General features: G+C 34.5%; 15 protein-coding genes, 6 tRNA genes and 1 pseudogene. 19 read left to right on the top strand and 3 right to left on the bottom strand.

Annotated elements, in window-relative coordinates; translation table 11 throughout:
• Positions 1-54: 54 nt before the first annotated feature.
• Complete coding sequence (locus AR685_RS10805; protein ID WP_059124574.1) at positions 55-429, bottom strand: hypothetical protein; 375 nt, start codon at positions 427-429, stop codon at positions 55-57.
• Between the two features lie 114 nt (positions 430-543).
• Positions 544-1,098, bottom strand: a complete 555-nt coding sequence (locus tag AR685_RS10800; RefSeq protein WP_059124573.1) for a 2'-5' RNA ligase family protein — start codon at positions 1,096-1,098, stop codon at positions 544-546.
• Positions 1,099-1,936: 838 nt separating this feature from the next.
• On the opposite strand from AR685_RS10800, the gene AR685_RS18120 reads away from it, so the two are divergent.
• The 18 genes and pseudogenes from AR685_RS18120 to AR685_RS10720 all read left to right on the top strand — a co-directional run bounded on the left by AR685_RS18120 (position 1,937) and on the right by AR685_RS10720 (position 14,762).
• Positions 1,937-2,009, top strand: a tRNA-His gene (locus AR685_RS18120).
• Positions 2,010-2,191: 182 nt separating this feature from the next.
• Positions 2,192-2,263, top strand: a tRNA-Pro gene (locus AR685_RS10795).
• 223 nt (positions 2,264-2,486) lie between these two features.
• Positions 2,487-2,568 (top strand) — tRNA-Cys (locus AR685_RS18115).
• A 107-nt stretch (positions 2,569-2,675) separates the two neighbouring features.
• Positions 2,676-2,748: transfer RNA gene (locus AR685_RS10790), tRNA-Gln, on the top strand.
• Positions 2,749-2,820: 72 nt separating this feature from the next.
• A tRNA-Leu gene (locus AR685_RS10785) sits at positions 2,821-2,894 on the top strand.
• A 207-nt stretch (positions 2,895-3,101) separates the two neighbouring features.
• A pseudogene (locus AR685_RS10780) lies at positions 3,102-3,587 on the top strand (ribonuclease H-like YkuK family protein).
• Between the two features lie 83 nt (positions 3,588-3,670).
• Positions 3,671-4,048: a cyclic-phosphate processing receiver domain-containing protein gene (locus AR685_RS10775; protein ID WP_059124572.1), complete on the top strand. Its 378-nt coding sequence runs from the start codon at positions 3,671-3,673 to the stop codon at positions 4,046-4,048.
• 77 nt (positions 4,049-4,125) lie between these two features.
• The gene (locus AR685_RS10770; RefSeq protein WP_059124571.1) at positions 4,126-4,689 is read left to right on the top strand and encodes a metallophosphoesterase; all 564 of its coding nucleotides are present in this window, start codon (positions 4,126-4,128) and stop codon (positions 4,687-4,689) included.
• Between the two features lie 275 nt (positions 4,690-4,964).
• Positions 4,965-5,030, top strand: a tRNA-OTHER gene (locus AR685_RS18110).
• A gap of 462 nt (positions 5,031-5,492) precedes the next feature.
• A complete protein-coding gene (locus AR685_RS10760) occupies positions 5,493-6,590 on the top strand; it encodes a slipin family protein (protein WP_059124570.1) in 1,098 nt (365 codons plus the stop codon).
• A gap of 356 nt (positions 6,591-6,946) precedes the next feature.
• Positions 6,947-8,485 carry a SulP family inorganic anion transporter gene (locus tag AR685_RS10755; RefSeq protein ID WP_047446777.1) on the top strand — a complete coding sequence of 513 codons (1,539 nt, stop codon included), beginning with the start codon at positions 6,947-6,949 and terminating at the stop codon, positions 8,483-8,485.
• 240 nt (positions 8,486-8,725) lie between these two features.
• The gene (locus AR685_RS10750) at positions 8,726-9,400 is read left to right on the top strand and encodes an HAD family hydrolase (RefSeq protein ID WP_047446776.1); all 675 of its coding nucleotides are present in this window, start codon (positions 8,726-8,728) and stop codon (positions 9,398-9,400) included.
• Between the two features lies 1 nt (position 9,401).
• Positions 9,402-10,226, top strand: a complete 825-nt coding sequence (locus tag AR685_RS10745; protein WP_047446775.1) for a phosphoribosyltransferase family protein — start codon at positions 9,402-9,404, stop codon at positions 10,224-10,226.
• Positions 10,216-10,770, top strand: a complete 555-nt coding sequence (locus AR685_RS10740) for a TerD family protein (protein WP_047446774.1) — start codon at positions 10,216-10,218, stop codon at positions 10,768-10,770. Before AR685_RS10745 ends, AR685_RS10740 begins: the two co-directional genes overlap by 11 nt.
• 6 nt (positions 10,771-10,776) lie before the next feature.
• On the top strand, positions 10,777-11,952 hold the full coding sequence (locus AR685_RS10735; protein WP_185096019.1) for a toxic anion resistance protein: 1,176 nt from the start codon (positions 10,777-10,779) through the stop codon (positions 11,950-11,952).
• 14 nt (positions 11,953-11,966) lie between these two features.
• Positions 11,967-12,911: a hypothetical protein gene (locus AR685_RS10730; protein ID WP_131777614.1), complete on the top strand. Its 945-nt coding sequence runs from the start codon at positions 11,967-11,969 to the stop codon at positions 12,909-12,911.
• Positions 12,912-13,000: 89 nt separating this feature from the next.
• Positions 13,001-13,612 carry a TerD family protein gene (locus tag AR685_RS10725; protein ID WP_047446769.1) on the top strand — a complete coding sequence of 204 codons (612 nt, stop codon included), beginning with the start codon at positions 13,001-13,003 and terminating at the stop codon, positions 13,610-13,612.
• A 112-nt stretch (positions 13,613-13,724) separates the two neighbouring features.
• Positions 13,725-14,762, top strand: a complete 1,038-nt coding sequence (locus AR685_RS10720) for a TerC/Alx family metal homeostasis membrane protein (protein WP_047446767.1) — start codon at positions 13,725-13,727, stop codon at positions 14,760-14,762.
• Between the two features lie 78 nt (positions 14,763-14,840).
• Here the strand turns inward: AR685_RS10720 and AR685_RS10715 are convergent, their stop codons facing one another.
• Complete coding sequence (locus AR685_RS10715; protein WP_059124568.1) at positions 14,841-15,842, bottom strand: catalase; 1,002 nt, start codon at positions 15,840-15,842, stop codon at positions 14,841-14,843.
• Positions 15,843-16,015: 173 nt separating this feature from the next.
• On the opposite strand from AR685_RS10715, the gene AR685_RS10710 reads away from it, so the two are divergent.
• Positions 16,016-16,388, top strand: a 373-nt coding sequence (locus AR685_RS10710) for an FKBP-type peptidyl-prolyl cis-trans isomerase (protein WP_082671923.1), incomplete at its 3' end; no start/stop codon positions are given.

Here is a 16,388-nt window from a genome sequence, read left to right as displayed (position 1 = left end):
CCTTCTCAAAGAAAGAGCCTGAATTTTTAATTGAATTGTTGAAATTTATGACCGTTAAGTCAAAGAATAAACAGCGGGCGGACCTTTATTGGTGCACGACAGAAGATATGCACGGCTCTCGCCTAGAACAAAATAAGATTTTGAACTAAAAGTTTTCAGCTTTGAAAAAGATAAATGCTGAACAGTTTCAGAAAGAAAATCCTGCGACTGATGCTTTATAAAATCACAGAAATCACATTTTTCAGCCAAAGTTTTACAATGGTCCGTTCCTGAATCTTTTTTGAAATTAAAGTGAGAAGTAGTCTCAGTTTCTGAATTGTGATGATGAAACAGCTTAATAAAATTGGCCTGCACAAAGACAAACAGCAAAAAAACCGATAGAAACCGGATAACAGTACTGCTTTTGTATGTGAGATTTTTTGCTGACAAGTCGTCAAAGTTAGTATTTAAAACTTGAAAGACAAAACTTGGAAAGGATTGTTCAGTTTAAATTAATATGATTTAGTGTTTAAGAGAAAGTAAATTAAATCTGTTATAGTTGTTTTAAAAATCGAAAGATAATTGTTCATCTAGTTTTATTGGTGTTTCGCCTAAAAAAGGAAAGGTTTGTATAATTTCAAATTCTCCAACGTTTCTATCTAACTTTCTTAAAGCAAATTGTTTACAATGAAAATTAAAATTGACATCGGGAAAAAGGCCAATCGAATTTTCTATTTGATGAGGTTTGAGTTCTCTTCCAATTGTCAAGTGAGCTTCTGATTTATTACTAATGCCTTTAATTCTTGCTCTGACTCTTTTCAATAATCCTTTGAAATGTTCATTCCCAATAATGTCAGGTAAAATAAGCAGTGTTTGTGAATAAATAACATTGTTAAATACAGAGTAAAAAATGCATTCTCTTTGGGCTATCATGATGATTTTCTTTATAATGTTAGCCAGTTCTTTTTCGGTCGCGTCAAATTCTAAGATTGTGATGTGGGCTTTCGAATCTCGACTTTTAAACTTTCCAACTTTATTAAATAAAGTATCCTTGTAACTTTTAAAACGTGTTAGAATAGGATCATCAGGATGAATAACAATAGAATAACGATTTAGCATAAGTCTGTAAAAATCTAAGTTGTTATATTATACAAATTTAAAAATATAAGAGCGATTTTTGAATTTTAAAAATGAAAATACAAGGCTCGAAGCTACTTAATAATCAACTTTAAGAGAAAAAAAAATTATCTTTGCACCAGTAAAATTATGACAATTCAAAGAGCACATATCAGTTTAAATCTATGCGACAGCCCATCAATAAAGGGATTGTTCGGATGTGAATACATGATATGGAATGAGGCGAAATACGCTTGCTTTGAGAATTTTTTACTGTAAACACGTAAATATTTAATCAAAATACTGCAGAAACGCCTCGATATTCGGGGCGTTTTTTGTGTTTTTAAGGTAGAAATTATTTAGAATGAAAAAAAATAAACAAAAAGTAAAAAAAATTAATACAGTATGAATATCTAATACGATAAATAAGAGTGATTAATAAACCGATGAGAGACAGTCATTTAGGTAATTAAGGTATCTGTAAATTATTACGGACAGAAATTCTCTACTCTAAAAATAGGATTTAATCAATTGATTTTCAATTGGTTAATTAAAAAATAAATTTGTGCATTAAAAAATTTCACAGTTACTTTGCAACTGAAAATTAAAAGCAACACTTTTTTAATCTTTCCAAAAAACAATTTTAAACAACAAGAATATAATGAAACAATTACATAACATATCTTATCAGTATTCAAGACAACACGGACAAGAGCCGATGGGACTTGTGTGTATTTTTGATAGTGAATTTGTGGATAAAAGGTGCTTATATAAATGCGTCAGTTAATGAACTGATACGTCAAAAATATAGAGCGCCTCCCAAAAGAGGCGCTTTTTTTATGGTTTCTTTAGCTTATTTGGTAAAGCGCCGGTCTGTGGCACCGGAAAACAGGGTTCGATCCCCGGAGAAATCCAAGAATGTGAATGATTAAATGGTCAATTGTGAATTGTCAATTTTACTTCGTAAGTGAATTTTGAAATTGACAAGCAAAGCGAATTGACAATTGACAATTCACTCCAAGTTATTATAAAGATTCATGGAAAAATTTCCGATCCGACTGTCTCTCGGAAAAGAATTTTGAAGTGAATCTGAAAACTGGAAAGATAACGGTGGTTGTTTACCCGCCTTGGACGCGGGAGGTCGCAGGTTCGAATCCTGCTTTCCAGACGAAAATGTGAATGAGTGAATGGTCATTTTTTCTTCGCAAGTGAATTTTAAATTTATAATTCACAATATTTAATGAGAAAAAGAAAAAGTTTGTCGAGCGCAGAAGTTCTTTAAAAAAACACAGATAAAAAATAGGCAAACTTTAGAGATGAGTGATGAGTAATGTGCAATTAGTAATATGATAAAATTACTCATTAGCAATCACTTATTACTCATCAAATTTGATGGTTCGCCGAAGTGGGAGAGTCGGGGCGGTCTGCAACACCGTTGTGAAAACTGAGTGGGTTCAAATCCCATAACCATCTCAAATAACTAAAATGAGATTAGTTTCGAAGAAAAAGTGAAGTTTGTCGAGCGCAGAAGTTCATATATCAAACCAAAAATTAAAGACAGGCTTTCTTTTTCTTCACATTGATTCATAGTGTAATTGGTCAGCACACAAGACTTTGACTCTTGTTGTTCAGGTTCGAGTCCTGATGAATCAGCAAAAATTAATTGTCAATAATTAATTCAGTATGAAAATTACTCATTATCAATTACTTATTGCTTATAGAATCGCGGGGATGGCGGAACTGGCAGACGCACTTGATTTAGGATCAAGAAATTGAGGGTTCGACTCCCTCTTCCTGTACTAAGCATTAGTAGTGTGCAATAAGCAAGGCATGAAGCTTTTGCTAAGTGTTAATGCCTTTGCGAACTTAAAACGGATGCGAAACATTTAGTAGGTATAAAAATCTTTACGGACTTTGCGTTAAAATAAGCACTCTGCTGTACTACAGATATTCAAATAATAATTAGTAAAAAATTAAAAAAAATAAATTTAAAACATGTAGAAAAAATGGAAACGCAACAACAAACATGGCAAAACATGACCGGAAAGCTTTTCCGAAATACGATTACCACTTTGGTAGAAGAAGCCATCATCCGCGAACAGGCAAATGGACACCGACTGAAAGTTTGTGTGGGTTCAGATTCCCACGTATATGGCGATGAGATCAGTTATGCAACCGCAGTTGTCTTTATCCGTGAAGGAAAAGGAGCGTTTACCTTTATCAGAAAAGAAAGAGAATTTCAGAAAATCAGCATCAAGGAAAGAATGCTCAACGAGGTCAACAAATCTGTAGAAATCGCTTATGCCATCTGTTAAATTTTGGAAATGCATAATGTCGAAATGGAAGTTCACGCCGACATCAATACCGATCCGGAATTCAAATCCAACGTCGCTTTGAAAGACGCAATGGGATATATTTTGGGAATGGGATATGTTTTTAAAGCAAAACCTTTTGCTTTCGCAAGTTCCAATTGTGCGGATATGATGGTGTAGAAACAGGAATATAGAGGGTTGGAAGTGTGTAAGGTATAATATTACTATTGAATTTCCAACATTGAATTTTTAAAAATAATGCGATGAGAAAGATAAGAAAATTATTGTTTTTGGATGATCTGAGATATCCAATTGATGTTTATTACTATACAAAGCAAGATATTTTCCTCAGAGACGATTGGAAAATCGTCCGGAATTACCATCAATTTGTAAGTTCAATTTTAGAAGCAGGAATTCCTGAATTTATTTCCTTTGACCACGATCTTGCTGACGAAGATTATCTGAAATCAGATTCTCAGGAACTTCCAGAAAAAACAGGTTACGAATGTGCAAAATGGTTAATAGACTATTGTATGGATCATAATGCAGAATTACCGGAGTTTTTCAGTCACTCAATGAATCCCGTAGGAAAGGAGAATATTGAAAGTTTATTAAATAATTATAAAAAATTAACCCGCTGACAGCAGGAATATAAGTTGGAAGCTTTTGCAAATAGAAAACTTCAGGCAACCTGCATCCAGTACCAAACATTTAGAAAATGACAACAAATATATTTTTTACGGCAGACCATCATTTCGGTCACGCCAATATTATAAAATTTTCCGAACGGCCGTTTGAGTCGTTGGAACAGATGAATGAAGAACTCATCAAAAGGTGGAATGAAAAAATCAGTAAAAATGATACCGTCTATCATCTAGGTGATGTGAGTTTGGGCAAGCAGGATTTTACAAAAGGAATTTTGGATCAGCTCAACGGTAAAATCCATCTGATCAAAGGCAATCATGAAGGGGCAACCTTGACTTATCCGAAAAGGTTCGAATCGATAAGAGATTATCATGAATTGCGGGTTGATGAACCGGAGAACAGCAACGGCAAACAGAAGATTATTCTTTTGCATTACGCCATGCGGACTTGGAATGGCTCACATCGCGGAACCTGGCAACTCTACGGTCATTCACACGGAACTTTGCCGGACGATGAGATGAGTTTAAGTCTTGATGTCGGTGTAGATTGCCACAACTTTTATCCTATTTCATATGAAGAAGTGAAGAGTGTGATGCAGAAAAAGAAATGGACGCCACCGTTTGCCCAGAGAAATTAAATAAATTTAAATAATTTATTTCTACGCAAAATGATTGCGCAGTAGCATCTTTACTTTGCATCATCAATTAGAACTAATACTGAAATTCAGCGATGGATTTTAGTCAAAATATCAGACAGGTCATGTTGAGCGTTTCGGTATATCGCCATTGCAGAACGGTTTGTTGAGAAACATGAGCCTTTTCTGTTCAGCTTGATCTGAAGGTTTAGAAGTTTTCCAAAAAATTTCACCATCACGCTATGGGTCGAAGGTTCGAGTCCTTCTATTTCCTTCGGGGGAATATAACTCAGTTCGGTTAGAGTAATAGCAATTTTGATTTGTGGGTTCGAATCCCACTGCCAATTCGGTTGGTAAGGCGGAAGTGGTTGACGCACTACATTAGGGTTGTAGTATCATTTTAAATAGACTCAAAATCTATTTTATTGATGGAGTTTTTTTAAATGTTTTCTCATTAATAAAAACATTTCCATAAGGAAAATTCTGAGGTTTTTTCGGTTGTTGAATCAACATTTCGGGAAAGCTTGCAAGAAAAAGATGATTTAGGAAAAATGAAATTCGGTTGATGAACTGATGATTGTTGAACCTGTACTTTTTAAATAAGGATTAAATGCGAACCACATGTTTCTGCTTTTGCATTAATAAAGTTAGCGCTCAAAATCAGAAATTTAGAAATGAAAGTTGAACAGCATGTTTTCATAAGAATTGATATTTTCTAAACCGCTTTTCTTCCGCCATTTTCTGGATGAAAGAATTTCAGGATTTCCTTTTTTATTAAAATTAATAACACTAAAAAATAAAATGTGATGATTAGAAATGTACAAATTAAAGCATACCAAGTCGGTTTGGTTTTTAAAAATCGAAACTTAACCAAAATTTTGAAAGAAGGCAATTACTGGCTTTTCGGAAACAAATCTGCAGAGATTTTTGAAATGAAAGTACAGTTCAGAGCGGGAGATGATTTGAATATTTTCCTGAAAAATAAAGATTTAGCTTCAATGATTGAAGTTGTAGAAGTGAAAGATGGAGAGATTGTTTTGGTTTATGAAAACGGAATTTTCAAAGAAGTTTTGAGTGTGGGTCAGTATGCTTTCTGGAAAGAAGTTGTAAAACGAGAATTCCAAAAAGTTGATTTGACGAAAGTTGAAATCACCGAGAATGTTTCTAAAACAATTTTAGAGAATATCAAATTAAAAACCTTCGTCAGAAAATTCGTTATAACGAATCAATACAAAGGTTTATTACTAATTGACGGTAAATTGACCCAGGTTTTGGAAGCCGGAACTTTCTACTTTTGGAACAACGAAACTACTGTCGAAGTAAAAGCCATCGATACGAGAATGCAACAAATGGAAATTGCCGGACAGGAATTGCTGACCAAAGATAAAGCGATGCTGAGAATCAATTTTTACGTGCGCTACCAAGTGGAAAACGTTGTGAAAGCATTGATGAACAACAAAGAATACGACAAGCAACTGTATATTTTGATGCAGTTGGCGTTGCGGGAATTTGTTGGCGCCTTGACTTTGGATGAGTTGCTGATTAAAAAAGATTCTGTAGGCAAGGAAATTTTGGAAAACCTTGGTGCAAAAGCCGATGACTTAGGATTGAAAGCTTCTGATGCCGGAATTCGGGATGTGATTTTGACTGGTGAAATGAAAGAAATTATGAACCAGGTCTTGATCGCAGAGAAAAAAGCGCAGGCCAACAGCATTATGCGTCGTGAAGAAACAGCTTCCACAAGAAGTTTGCTCAACACTGCAAAATTGATGGAGGAAAATGATGTTTTGTGGAAACTGAAAGAAATGGAATACATGGAGAAAATTGCTGACAAAATTGGTGATATTACAGTTTCCGGAAACAGCAACATCGTTTCTCAGTTGAAGGAGATTTTTGCAAAATAAAAAAAAGACTTGTTTTCGTAGTGAAACAGGTCTTTTTTCTGTTAGGATCAGTTTTTTATAGGTTGGATAGATTGGTTCCACACTGTCCAAAAATAGAGATCAATTCAAGTTGTTTTCTTAATAAATTCTCATGTGACCTAATGCGTATATTTTAAATGATCAGAGGTGAATTTTATTTTTTTACTTGCTGATTGCTTGTTAATCAAATGCATGAGATTTATTTTCAAGGCTAAATTAAGTCTTACCGTCAAAAAAAGAATTATTTATTCTCGATGTTTCCGCTTTCGCGGTTTTGTTAGGGTAAATTCCGCTAGAAATAACGAGATTTGATTTTCCTAATTAATACCGCAGTTTTAATGAGAAACGCTCTCCAAATATTTGATTTTTCAAAAAAAATAGATTACAAAAACGAACTCTTGGCCGGGTTTACTGTTGCAATGACTATGATTCCGGAATCATTATCTTTCGCAATTTTGGCAGGGCTTTCACCACTCACCGGTTTGTATGCAGCCTTCATGATGGGGTTGGTTACTGCCGTTCTTGGCGGTCGTCCGGGTATGGTTTCGGGTGGAGCCGGTGCTACAATCGTTGTCTTGATTGCTTTAATCAAATCACACGGTGTAGAATATCTTTTCGGAGCAGTAGTCTTGGCAGGTATTTTTCAAATGCTGGTAGGTGTTTTTAAGTTAGGCAAATTTGTCCGTTTGATTCCACAGCCTGTGATGTATGGTTTTCTGAATGGTCTGGCAATTATTATTTTTATGGCTCAAATTGAGCAGTTTAAAGTTGTAGATGCAAATGGAGTTGTCAACTGGCTGCAAGGAACAGCCTTGTATATCATGGGCGGTTTAACAGCATTAACAGTTGCAATTGTTTATTTCTTTCCTAAATTAACGAAGGTAGTACCTGCATCTTTAGTCGCTATAATTGTTGTTTTCGGAATAGTTTTAGTTTTTAATATCAATACAAAAACTGTTGCTGATATCGCGAATATCAGTGGAAGTTTGCCAAATTTTCATATTCCTGACATTCCTTTTTCCTTGCAAACATTAAAGATTATTTTTCCTTACGCAATGGTAATGGCAGGTGTTGGTCTTATCGAATCTCTGCTTACTCTTTCCATGGTGGATGAAATTACTGATTCTAAAGGAAGTGCCAACAAAGAATCTGTAGCTCAGGGGTTGGCTAATATTACCAATGGTTTCTTCGGTGGAATGGGCGGCTGCGCAATGGTTGCCCAGACTTTAGTGAATCTCAATGCGGGGTCGAGAGCAAGACTCTCAGGGATTATTGCATCAATGACCATATTAATTATCATCTTAGTAGGAGCACCTTTCATTGAAAAAATTCCGATGGCTGCATTGGTTGGGGTCATGATGGTCGTGGCGGTTTCCACATTTCAATGGGTTTCAATCCGTATTGTCAATAAAATGCCAAAGTCTGATATATTTGTGGGAATTACGGTGGCTGTGATTACGGTGGTTTTACATAATCTTGCATTAGCAGTATTGGTGGGAGTTGTAATTGCTGCATTGGTTTTTGCATGGGATAATGCGAAAAGAATACGTGCACGAAAATTTACTGATGATTCTGGAGTAAAGCATTACGAAATTTCGGGTCCATTGTTTTTTGGCTCTGTGTCTGCGTTTTCAGATAAATTTAATCCTGCTGATGATCCTAACGAAGTAATTGTTGATTTTAAAGAAAGCAGAATCGTAGATATGAGTGCAATTGATGCTTTGGATAAATTGTCACAACGTTACAGTCAGGTGGGTAAAATGCTTTATTTGAAACATTTAAGTGAAGATTGCAGAAAGATGCTGAAAAATGCGGAGGCGGTTATAGAGGTAAATATTCATGAAGATCCTACTTATAAGGTAATGCCGGATAAGTAGGTATGTTTGAAACTTTTAACAATATGTGGAAATAGATCTTTGTTCTCTTGGCCATAATCGTTTTTTTTGTGGTTATTAAATGAACCAAATCTTAAATAATCTTAAAAAAAATACAGATTAAAAGAAAAATTTTATCTTTGGGTAGATTTGAAAAATCAAACACAGTTGAATTAAAAAAAAGATATGACCCATTCAACAATCTTTTTCAATAAAGCTAAAAATAATTTTATTTAAACCATTTTGAAAACAGATATCGACATCCAGAACCACGCTCATTTTTCTTTTGATCTGTGGCTTACCTTAATAAAATCTCATCCCGAATTCAAAACAAAGAGAGTTGAGCTTTTTTCTTCATTTTTTGATGTGGAAAAACCAATAGATGAAGTTGCAAAGGTTGTAAAATATTACGATGACCTTTGTAATACCATCAACGAAGTGATTGGAGGTAATATTGATACTTACGAGATTTATCTGTTAATCTTAAATGCTTTGGAAGTTGATCTGAAGGAACTCAACAAAGATAGATTAAACGAATTTTATCAGAAAAGCGAAAACTTATTTTTAGAGTATAGACCTGTTGTGATTTTTGAAAATCTTCACCAGTTTTTTGATGAAATTAAAAATCAGGGAAAGACAATAAATATTTTAAGCAACACTGGTTTTATTAAAGGAAAAACAATGAGGAAATTTCTAATAGGTGAAAATCTAGAGCAGTACATTGATTTCCATATTTATTCTGATGAGGTGAGAATTTCTAAACCCAATCCGTCAGTTTTCCAGGAAGTGAAAAATTTAATTAAAAACAAGGATTTGAACCTGAACCAGATTCTGCATATCGGTGATAATCCGATTGCTGATTACAAAGGCGCACGAGATTTTGGTTTCAACGCACACTTATTAAAACACCAAATATAATATGAACAAAAGGTACAGCCTGCACCACATTCATTCGGCAGATGAATTTACGTTTTCGCCTGCTGAGTACAGCTATTTTAAGTATGGCGACAAGTCGTACGCAGAAAAATTTGCCAGAGAATTATTTGAAGGATTTATTAGCCAGCACGAGTCTATTTTAGATACAGATAAGGAAATTCTTGTTTTGCCAAGTCCATACATGGCAATTCCTACGGCTTCTAATTTTCTGTGTTTTTACTTTAAAAAACAGCTTGATTTTTATCTGTTCCAAAAAGGAAAAAAGTCGAGTATTTTATCCAAAATCAACAGAAATCATACCTATACAACAGATTACGGAACTTTGAGCTTTGAAGACCGTAAAAATCTGATTGCTAATGATACGTATTATCTTGATAAAGATTTTCTTAGAGGAAAACTTTGTATTTTTATAGATGATATTAAAATCACAGGAAGTCATGAATTTACAGTGAACAAAATTTTGAATGAATTTGATGTAGAGGCAGATTTTCTGTTTATGTACTACGCTGAATTGATGAATTTTGAATTGGATCCTAAGATTGAAAACTATTTCAATTATTATGCTGTGAAAAACGTTGAGCACGTTACAGAAGTAATGCTGAAGCCGAGTTTTCAGTTTAATACAAGGATTGTAAAATATATTTTAGGCTTAGAATCAAGTAATTTTGATTATCTTACGTCTAAAATAAAAAAAGAGCAGATGGATCATCTTCTCGAGCTGGCAATCAGCAATAATTATCATTTGATTAAAGAATACGAAACCAATATAAACAGTTTAACACAAACAGAACTTAATTATGGCTATTAACTTACAGAAAGGACAAAGAGAAAATATAAACGCACCCAAATTTACAATTGGTTTAGGATGGGATATCAACAATACATCTACAGGTGGAGCATTTGATTTGGATGCTTCTCTGTTCTTGCTAGATGACAATAAAAAACTGGTTTCAGATAACCATTTTATTTTTTACAACAATCTTGAATCTCCCGATAAAGCGGTAATTCACTCTGGAGATAACCTGACGGGTGATGGTGAGGGCGATGATGAGCAGATCAAAATTGATTTAACTAAAATTGATGCTGCCGTGAAAGAAATTACAGTAGTTGTGACTATTCACGATGCTGACACAAGAAGACAAAACTTCGGACAGGTGAGAAATTCTTTTATCAGAATTTTCAATACAGACACCAACGAAGAAATTTTAAAATATGAATTGGACGAAGATTTTTCTATAGAAACTGCCGTAGAATTCGGAAGAATATACAACAGAAACGGAGAATGGAAATTTGAAGCGGTAGGAAGCGGTCAAAGGGACGGTCTTGAGAAATTTGTATCAATGTATCAATAATCAATTATGGATAATCAGGATAATCAAAACATAGATCCACTTCAGTCGATCGAACCTTTGAAAACATTTGAGCCGACACCAATACCACCGGCACAGCCAGCTCAGCCAACTCAAAGTTCAGCTCCGGCAGTTCTTGTGGACAGAGACGGAAATGTCAATTTAAGCCAGATTCAGGATTCAGAACGTCATAAGTACGAATTGATGGCAAATGCCATTGATGAGTCTAATCCGGGTTCCATTGTGAATTTCGGTTCAGATCTGCAGAAAACTTTAGCAAATCAGAGTGACAGTTTTCTCGGAAATGTTAGAAGATCAAATTCAGGTGAAGTAGGAGAGTTAATCAATAATTTATTGATTGAATTAAATTATGTTGATGTTGACGAAATCAATGGCAGCAAGGTAAAAGGTTTTCTGAGCAGACTTCCTTTCATGAAAAAGATGATGACTCAGGTGGATAATCTTTTCGCAAAATACGATAAAATTACCAGTAATATTGATCAGATTTCGCATAAAGTCAATGCAGGAATTATTACTTCAACAAAGGATAATGCAGTTTTGCAGACTATTTTCGACAGCAATGTTAATTCAATCAAAGCAATTGAAGAATTGGTGATTGCCGGAAATCTACGAATGGAAAAAGCAGCTACTGAATTAGCCACTATGGAAACCAATGTTCAGAATTTTGCTGATTACCAAATTGCTGACAAGAGAGATTTTATCAACAGATTAGACAGAAGATTAGCTGATCTAAAAGTAGTGCGCCTCATTATGATGCAGTCACTTCCACAGATCAGACTGGTGCAGAATAATAACGTTTCGATTGCAGAAAAGGCACAGACGATTCTAACCACGACTTTACCTGTATGGAAAAACCAGCTTTCTTTGGCAGTTGCAATGCACAGACAGCAGCAGAATATTGAAGTTCAGCAGAAAGTATCTTCTACTACAGAAGAAATTTTGAGAAAAAATGCAGAACGTTTGGGTCAGAACTCAATCAACGTGGCGAAAGCAAACGAGCAGACAATTGTTTCTGCTGAAACACTGAAAGAAACTACTGCAATGTTGATCAACACCTTAAATGAAGTGAAACAAATTCAGAAGCAAGGTACTGAAAGCAGAAGAAAACTTGATCAGGATTTACAGACTTTGGAATCAGAATTAAAAGCTAATATCAGAGGGTAAAACAGGGAAAAAGCGTGGATGATGAAGTTGCAATCATAATGTCTCAAAGCAGAAGAAGATTAACAAGGCTTAAACTTCTCTCTAACTTCTTTGAAAATATTGACGTGATATCGGTATATATAAAAACGGATATTATTCATAAATTGTTTGAAGAAAACAAGACTTTAGATTACAATAAACTAGAGCTTTTTCATTTGCAATATACTGATAGTCTTATAGAACTGCTCACGAAGATCAAAAAGAAAAAAGAAAATGATCTGTTGGCGGTAATCAATGAAATCAATATCAACAACCAGTATATTGATGGTTTCGAGGAGAAAAAAGTAGATCATTTTGAGACAGACAGAAAATTCTACAGTGGAGTTTTTTCTGAACATTTAAGAAAGCTGTATAAGGATCTTACGGAAGATAAATTTACACTGAACTGGAATGATGTTCTCTATTTTCACAAAAAATATGCAGTGGAATTCTACAGAACAGAAGCTGATGAAACAAAATTGAAATTGGGTAATATGCCTTCATACCAATATCAAGATTATTCGATTGAACGGAAATTATTGGGCAAACTGAATATTCAGAATTTTAAAGTTCGTTTTGTGTGCGGTTTTAGAATTGGTCGTGACGAGTATGAACTGTTTAAAATTTTTCAATCAGATGAACATTTTATTTTTAACGTGGAAGAAAAAAGGCTGTATTTAATTGATGACGAATTATCGTATTTGGATACCTCTGAAAATGAATCCAATCAGGCTTCAGTGATGAATCAGCTGAAAAGAAGAAACGAAGAGCTGGAAGAAACGATACACGAAAACAAAAGAATGCTGCCCGAAGGTGTAGATGCTGTTTTGAAAGATTATCAGAGAAATCTTGAAAACGTAGATATTATGAGCAAAATATTTGACGTGAACGAAGAAACGAATATTCTCCGCGCAATGTTGAATTTAAATTTAAATAATTAAGAAAAGTAAAAGTTTAGATTAATTGCTGAATGAAATTCACAATTTCCTTTTCAACGCTTTTAAAAATATAACTAAACAAAAAAATAAATATGGCTATTAACTTACAAAAAGGTCAGAGAATAAACCTTACAAAAGAAAACGGAACAACGCTTTCCCAAGCTTGTGTCGGAATAAACTGGGGTGCAATTGAAAAGAAAAGTTTCTTTGGTGGAGTTTCAAAAGAGGCAGTGGATTTAGATGGAAGCTGTATTTTATATGATGCAAATAAAAATGCTACTGAAGTAATCTACTTCGGAAACTTAAAATCTAAAAACGGTTCTGTTAAACACAGTGGAGACGATTTGACAGGTGACGTTGACGGTGATGATGGTTTGGATAACGAGGTAATCACAGTAGACTTTGCCAATCTGGATCCTGCTGTAGAGCACGTTGCTTTGGTTTTAAACAGCTATAAAGGTCAGGATTTTGGAACAATTCCTTTTGCATCAATCCGAATTTATGAAGGAACACCAACAAGTGTAAGGGAAGTTTTTGCTAAGTATGACATTGCGAATGACAAATCTTTTAATGGGCACGTTGCAATGGTGATGGGAGTTTTCTACAAAAGAAACAACGAGTGGAAATTTAATGCGATCGGAGATCCCACAGCTGATAGAAAACTGGAACAGACAATTCAGACTGTTCAGCAAAAATATTTGTAATATTTTAAACAGAGATGTCTGAAACTATATCATTTTAGACGTAAATAATTATGCAATAGCTGTATCTTTACAGCTATTGCTTTTATCATATAATAATACATATTAATTTAAAGTGGAACAACACAACATTTTAGATCTGCACCCGGGGTTGGTGTGGGGATTTGCGGTAACAGTCGTTATCATGCTGCTCTTAGATTTAGGAGTTTTCAACAAAAAAAGTCATGAAGTTTCTTCGAAAGAAGCAACAATCTGGTCAGTGGTCTGGATTTCTCTTTCAATGGTTTTTTCTGGAGTTGTTTATTGGGTTTTCAATAGCGACGGTAGCGCTGGAAGCCATGCAGTAGCAGTCGAGAAATTTACCCAGTATCAGGCTGCGTATTGGATTGAGAAAGCGCTTTCTGTAGATAATCTATTTGTATTTATCTTGGTCTTCGGTTTCTTTAAAGTGCCTAAATTTCTGCATCATAAAGTTTTGTTCTGGGGAATTATCGGAGCTTTGATTTTCAGAGCCATCTTTATTTTTGCAGGGGTTGAACTGATTGATTTGACCTATTTACCAGAAATGAATGTTTTTGGACATCCAGTGCGAATCAATGTGGTTATGACTCTTTTTGGATTATTCCTAATTTATGCAGGGATTAAATCTTGGGGAGATGGTGATGACGGTGACGACGAAGATTACAGTGATACAGCAGGTGCAAAACTGATTAAAAGTTTCTGGAAAGTTTCTGATAATTACGACGGCGACAAATTCTTTACTGTACAAAACGGAATCAAAATGGCAACACCTCTTTTGGTTGTTGTGGCGGTAATTGAATTCACCGATGTATTGTTTGCGGTAGATTCTATTCCTGCAATTTTTGCGATTTCAAATGATCCATTTATCTTATATACCTCGAATATTTTCGCAATTTTAGGATTGAGATCTTTGTATTTCTTGTTGGCAAATTTCATTCATATGTTCAGCAAATTGCCTTATGGTTTGGCAATTATCTTAGCCTTTATCGGTGTCAAAATGTTGATTGCACCTTGGTATCACATCACGTCACCAGTTTCATTAGGAATTGTAGGTGGAGTATTGGTATTATCAGTCTTACTGTCTGTAATTTTCCCTGACAAAAAGGAGGATGAAAAAGAAACAATAGAGTAATATATATTGAAAGGCTTTACAATTTGTAAAGCCTTTTTTATTGAACTGTTAAGTTTATTTTATTGAAGAAATTATCATTTATTTATATTTTAAAAGCTTATTAATCTTTTTTCTCGTCTGCAGCGAAACTTTATACGCCTGATCTCTCAATTTCTGAATTTTACCGACTGGCTGAAAGATTTCTGCACTTTCAAAAGGATTAAAAGAAAGCAGTTCGTTATCACATGTATTAGGAGTAAGAAAAGAGTTTTTCTCAATTTTCACTTCACCGATTTTAATAAAAGGGGAATTTTTCCATTCCCGGTTGAGAATATTGATAGGCTGGTCTTTCAAATCGTAACAGAACTGAATCATTACATTCGCATAATAATTTTCCTTCTGACAAAATTTTTCTATAGCTTTTTTTGTAGTTAAACCTTTTTCAAATTTTCTTTGTGGATTTTTCGGACTCAACTGTATTTTCATCATATGATCCCCCAAACGATACGCGCCCACAGAATGATAATCAAAAGACAGCATGAAGTCATTTTTTTTCGTTAAAAATTCCAAACACTTTCTCAAAAATGACCAAGTACAGATGCTCGGGATGATTTGATACATCTGCAATAACAGAGGAGTTGTATTTCCCCATTTTTTAATGAAAAACCGATTAACAGCTGTAAATAATTTTAGAAACGTAGATACAGAATTTAAAGGAAACAATGGAAAATTCACCAAGGGATAGTTGGCTATCGTACGATCTGCATCATCTTTAATCTTTATTGCAAAACCATAGGCAGGAATGTCTTTTTTGCCTCGTTTTATTTTTAGATGAGCATTTGAAAGCCTAACCACAATATTATATTTTTCCTTGTCAAACAGATAAAGTAAATCAGACCGCATTTCCGGGTTGATGATAAATTCTCCTTTTAGAACAGCGTAGGTTTTAGCATGAGCATTTCTTGTGGCATAGTTGACATCACTCAAAGTTGACGATTGCTCCACAAAATCGGCGATGCTTTTTTTATTCTCTTCTAGAAGCTGTTTTTCTTCATATGAAAGCTTGTCAAAATTCTTGTTATATTTTAATGGATTTGGCATATACTTTTAAAACTCAATGATAGTACCAAGTTTTTAATTCTAGGTTAAGAGAATGTTAAGCTTGTTTGAATTTTAGAACAGCACGTGAATATGGTAATAAAATCTTGAAATTACATACTTTTATCACCTTCTTCTAGCTTCCAGCTATAAATACTATCTTTGTAAAAAAAAGTATGGGAGTAGCAGATATGTTATTTAAGCGCAAAAAAGAACAGGCAGAAAGAAACCTGAAAGAAGGTCAGGAATACATGATTGAATATGGTAAAAGAGATACTGTGGTTGAATTGCCAAGCGGTTTACAGTACGAGATTATGGTGGAAGGTGACGGACCGAAACCAGGGCCAAAATCAATGGTAAAATGCCATTATCACGGAACGACAATCGGAGGAAAGGTTTTCGACAGTTCTGTAAAAAGAGGAACTCCGGCTTCATTTCCATTAAACAAAGTAATCAAAGGTTGGACAGAAGCTCTTCAGCTGATGCCTGTAGGAAGTAAATGGAGATTGATCATTCCGCCACATTTAGCGTATGGAGATCAGCAAATCA

It is taken from the genome of Chryseobacterium sp. JAH (assembly GCF_001507335.1).
Lineage (GTDB): Bacteria > Bacteroidota > Bacteroidia > Flavobacteriales > Weeksellaceae > Chryseobacterium.
Note: the sequence above shows the minus strand (reverse complement) of the source record. Positions and strands in the feature narration are given on the sequence as shown.

Coding starts and splice junctions, on each gene's coding strand:
- AR685_RS10800 (WP_059124573.1), bottom strand. CDS start 1,098: ATGCTAAATCGTTATTCTATTGTTATTCATCCTGATGATCCTATTCTA.
- AR685_RS10775 (WP_059124572.1), top strand. CDS start 3,671: ATGAGAAAGATAAGAAAATTATTGTTTTTGGATGATCTGAGATATCCA.
- AR685_RS10770 (WP_059124571.1), top strand. CDS start 4,126: ATGACAACAAATATATTTTTTACGGCAGACCATCATTTCGGTCACGCC.
- AR685_RS10760 (WP_059124570.1), top strand. CDS start 5,493: ATGATTAGAAATGTACAAATTAAAGCATACCAAGTCGGTTTGGTTTTT.
- AR685_RS10755 (WP_047446777.1), top strand. CDS start 6,947: ATGAGAAACGCTCTCCAAATATTTGATTTTTCAAAAAAAATAGATTAC.
- AR685_RS10745 (WP_047446775.1), top strand. CDS start 9,402: ATGAACAAAAGGTACAGCCTGCACCACATTCATTCGGCAGATGAATTT.
- AR685_RS10740 (WP_047446774.1), top strand. CDS start 10,216: ATGGCTATTAACTTACAGAAAGGACAAAGAGAAAATATAAACGCACCC.
- AR685_RS10735 (WP_185096019.1), top strand. CDS start 10,777: ATGGATAATCAGGATAATCAAAACATAGATCCACTTCAGTCGATCGAA.
- AR685_RS10725 (WP_047446769.1), top strand. CDS start 13,001: ATGGCTATTAACTTACAAAAAGGTCAGAGAATAAACCTTACAAAAGAA.
- AR685_RS10715 (WP_059124568.1), bottom strand. CDS start 15,842: ATGCCAAATCCATTAAAATATAACAAGAATTTTGACAAGCTTTCATAT.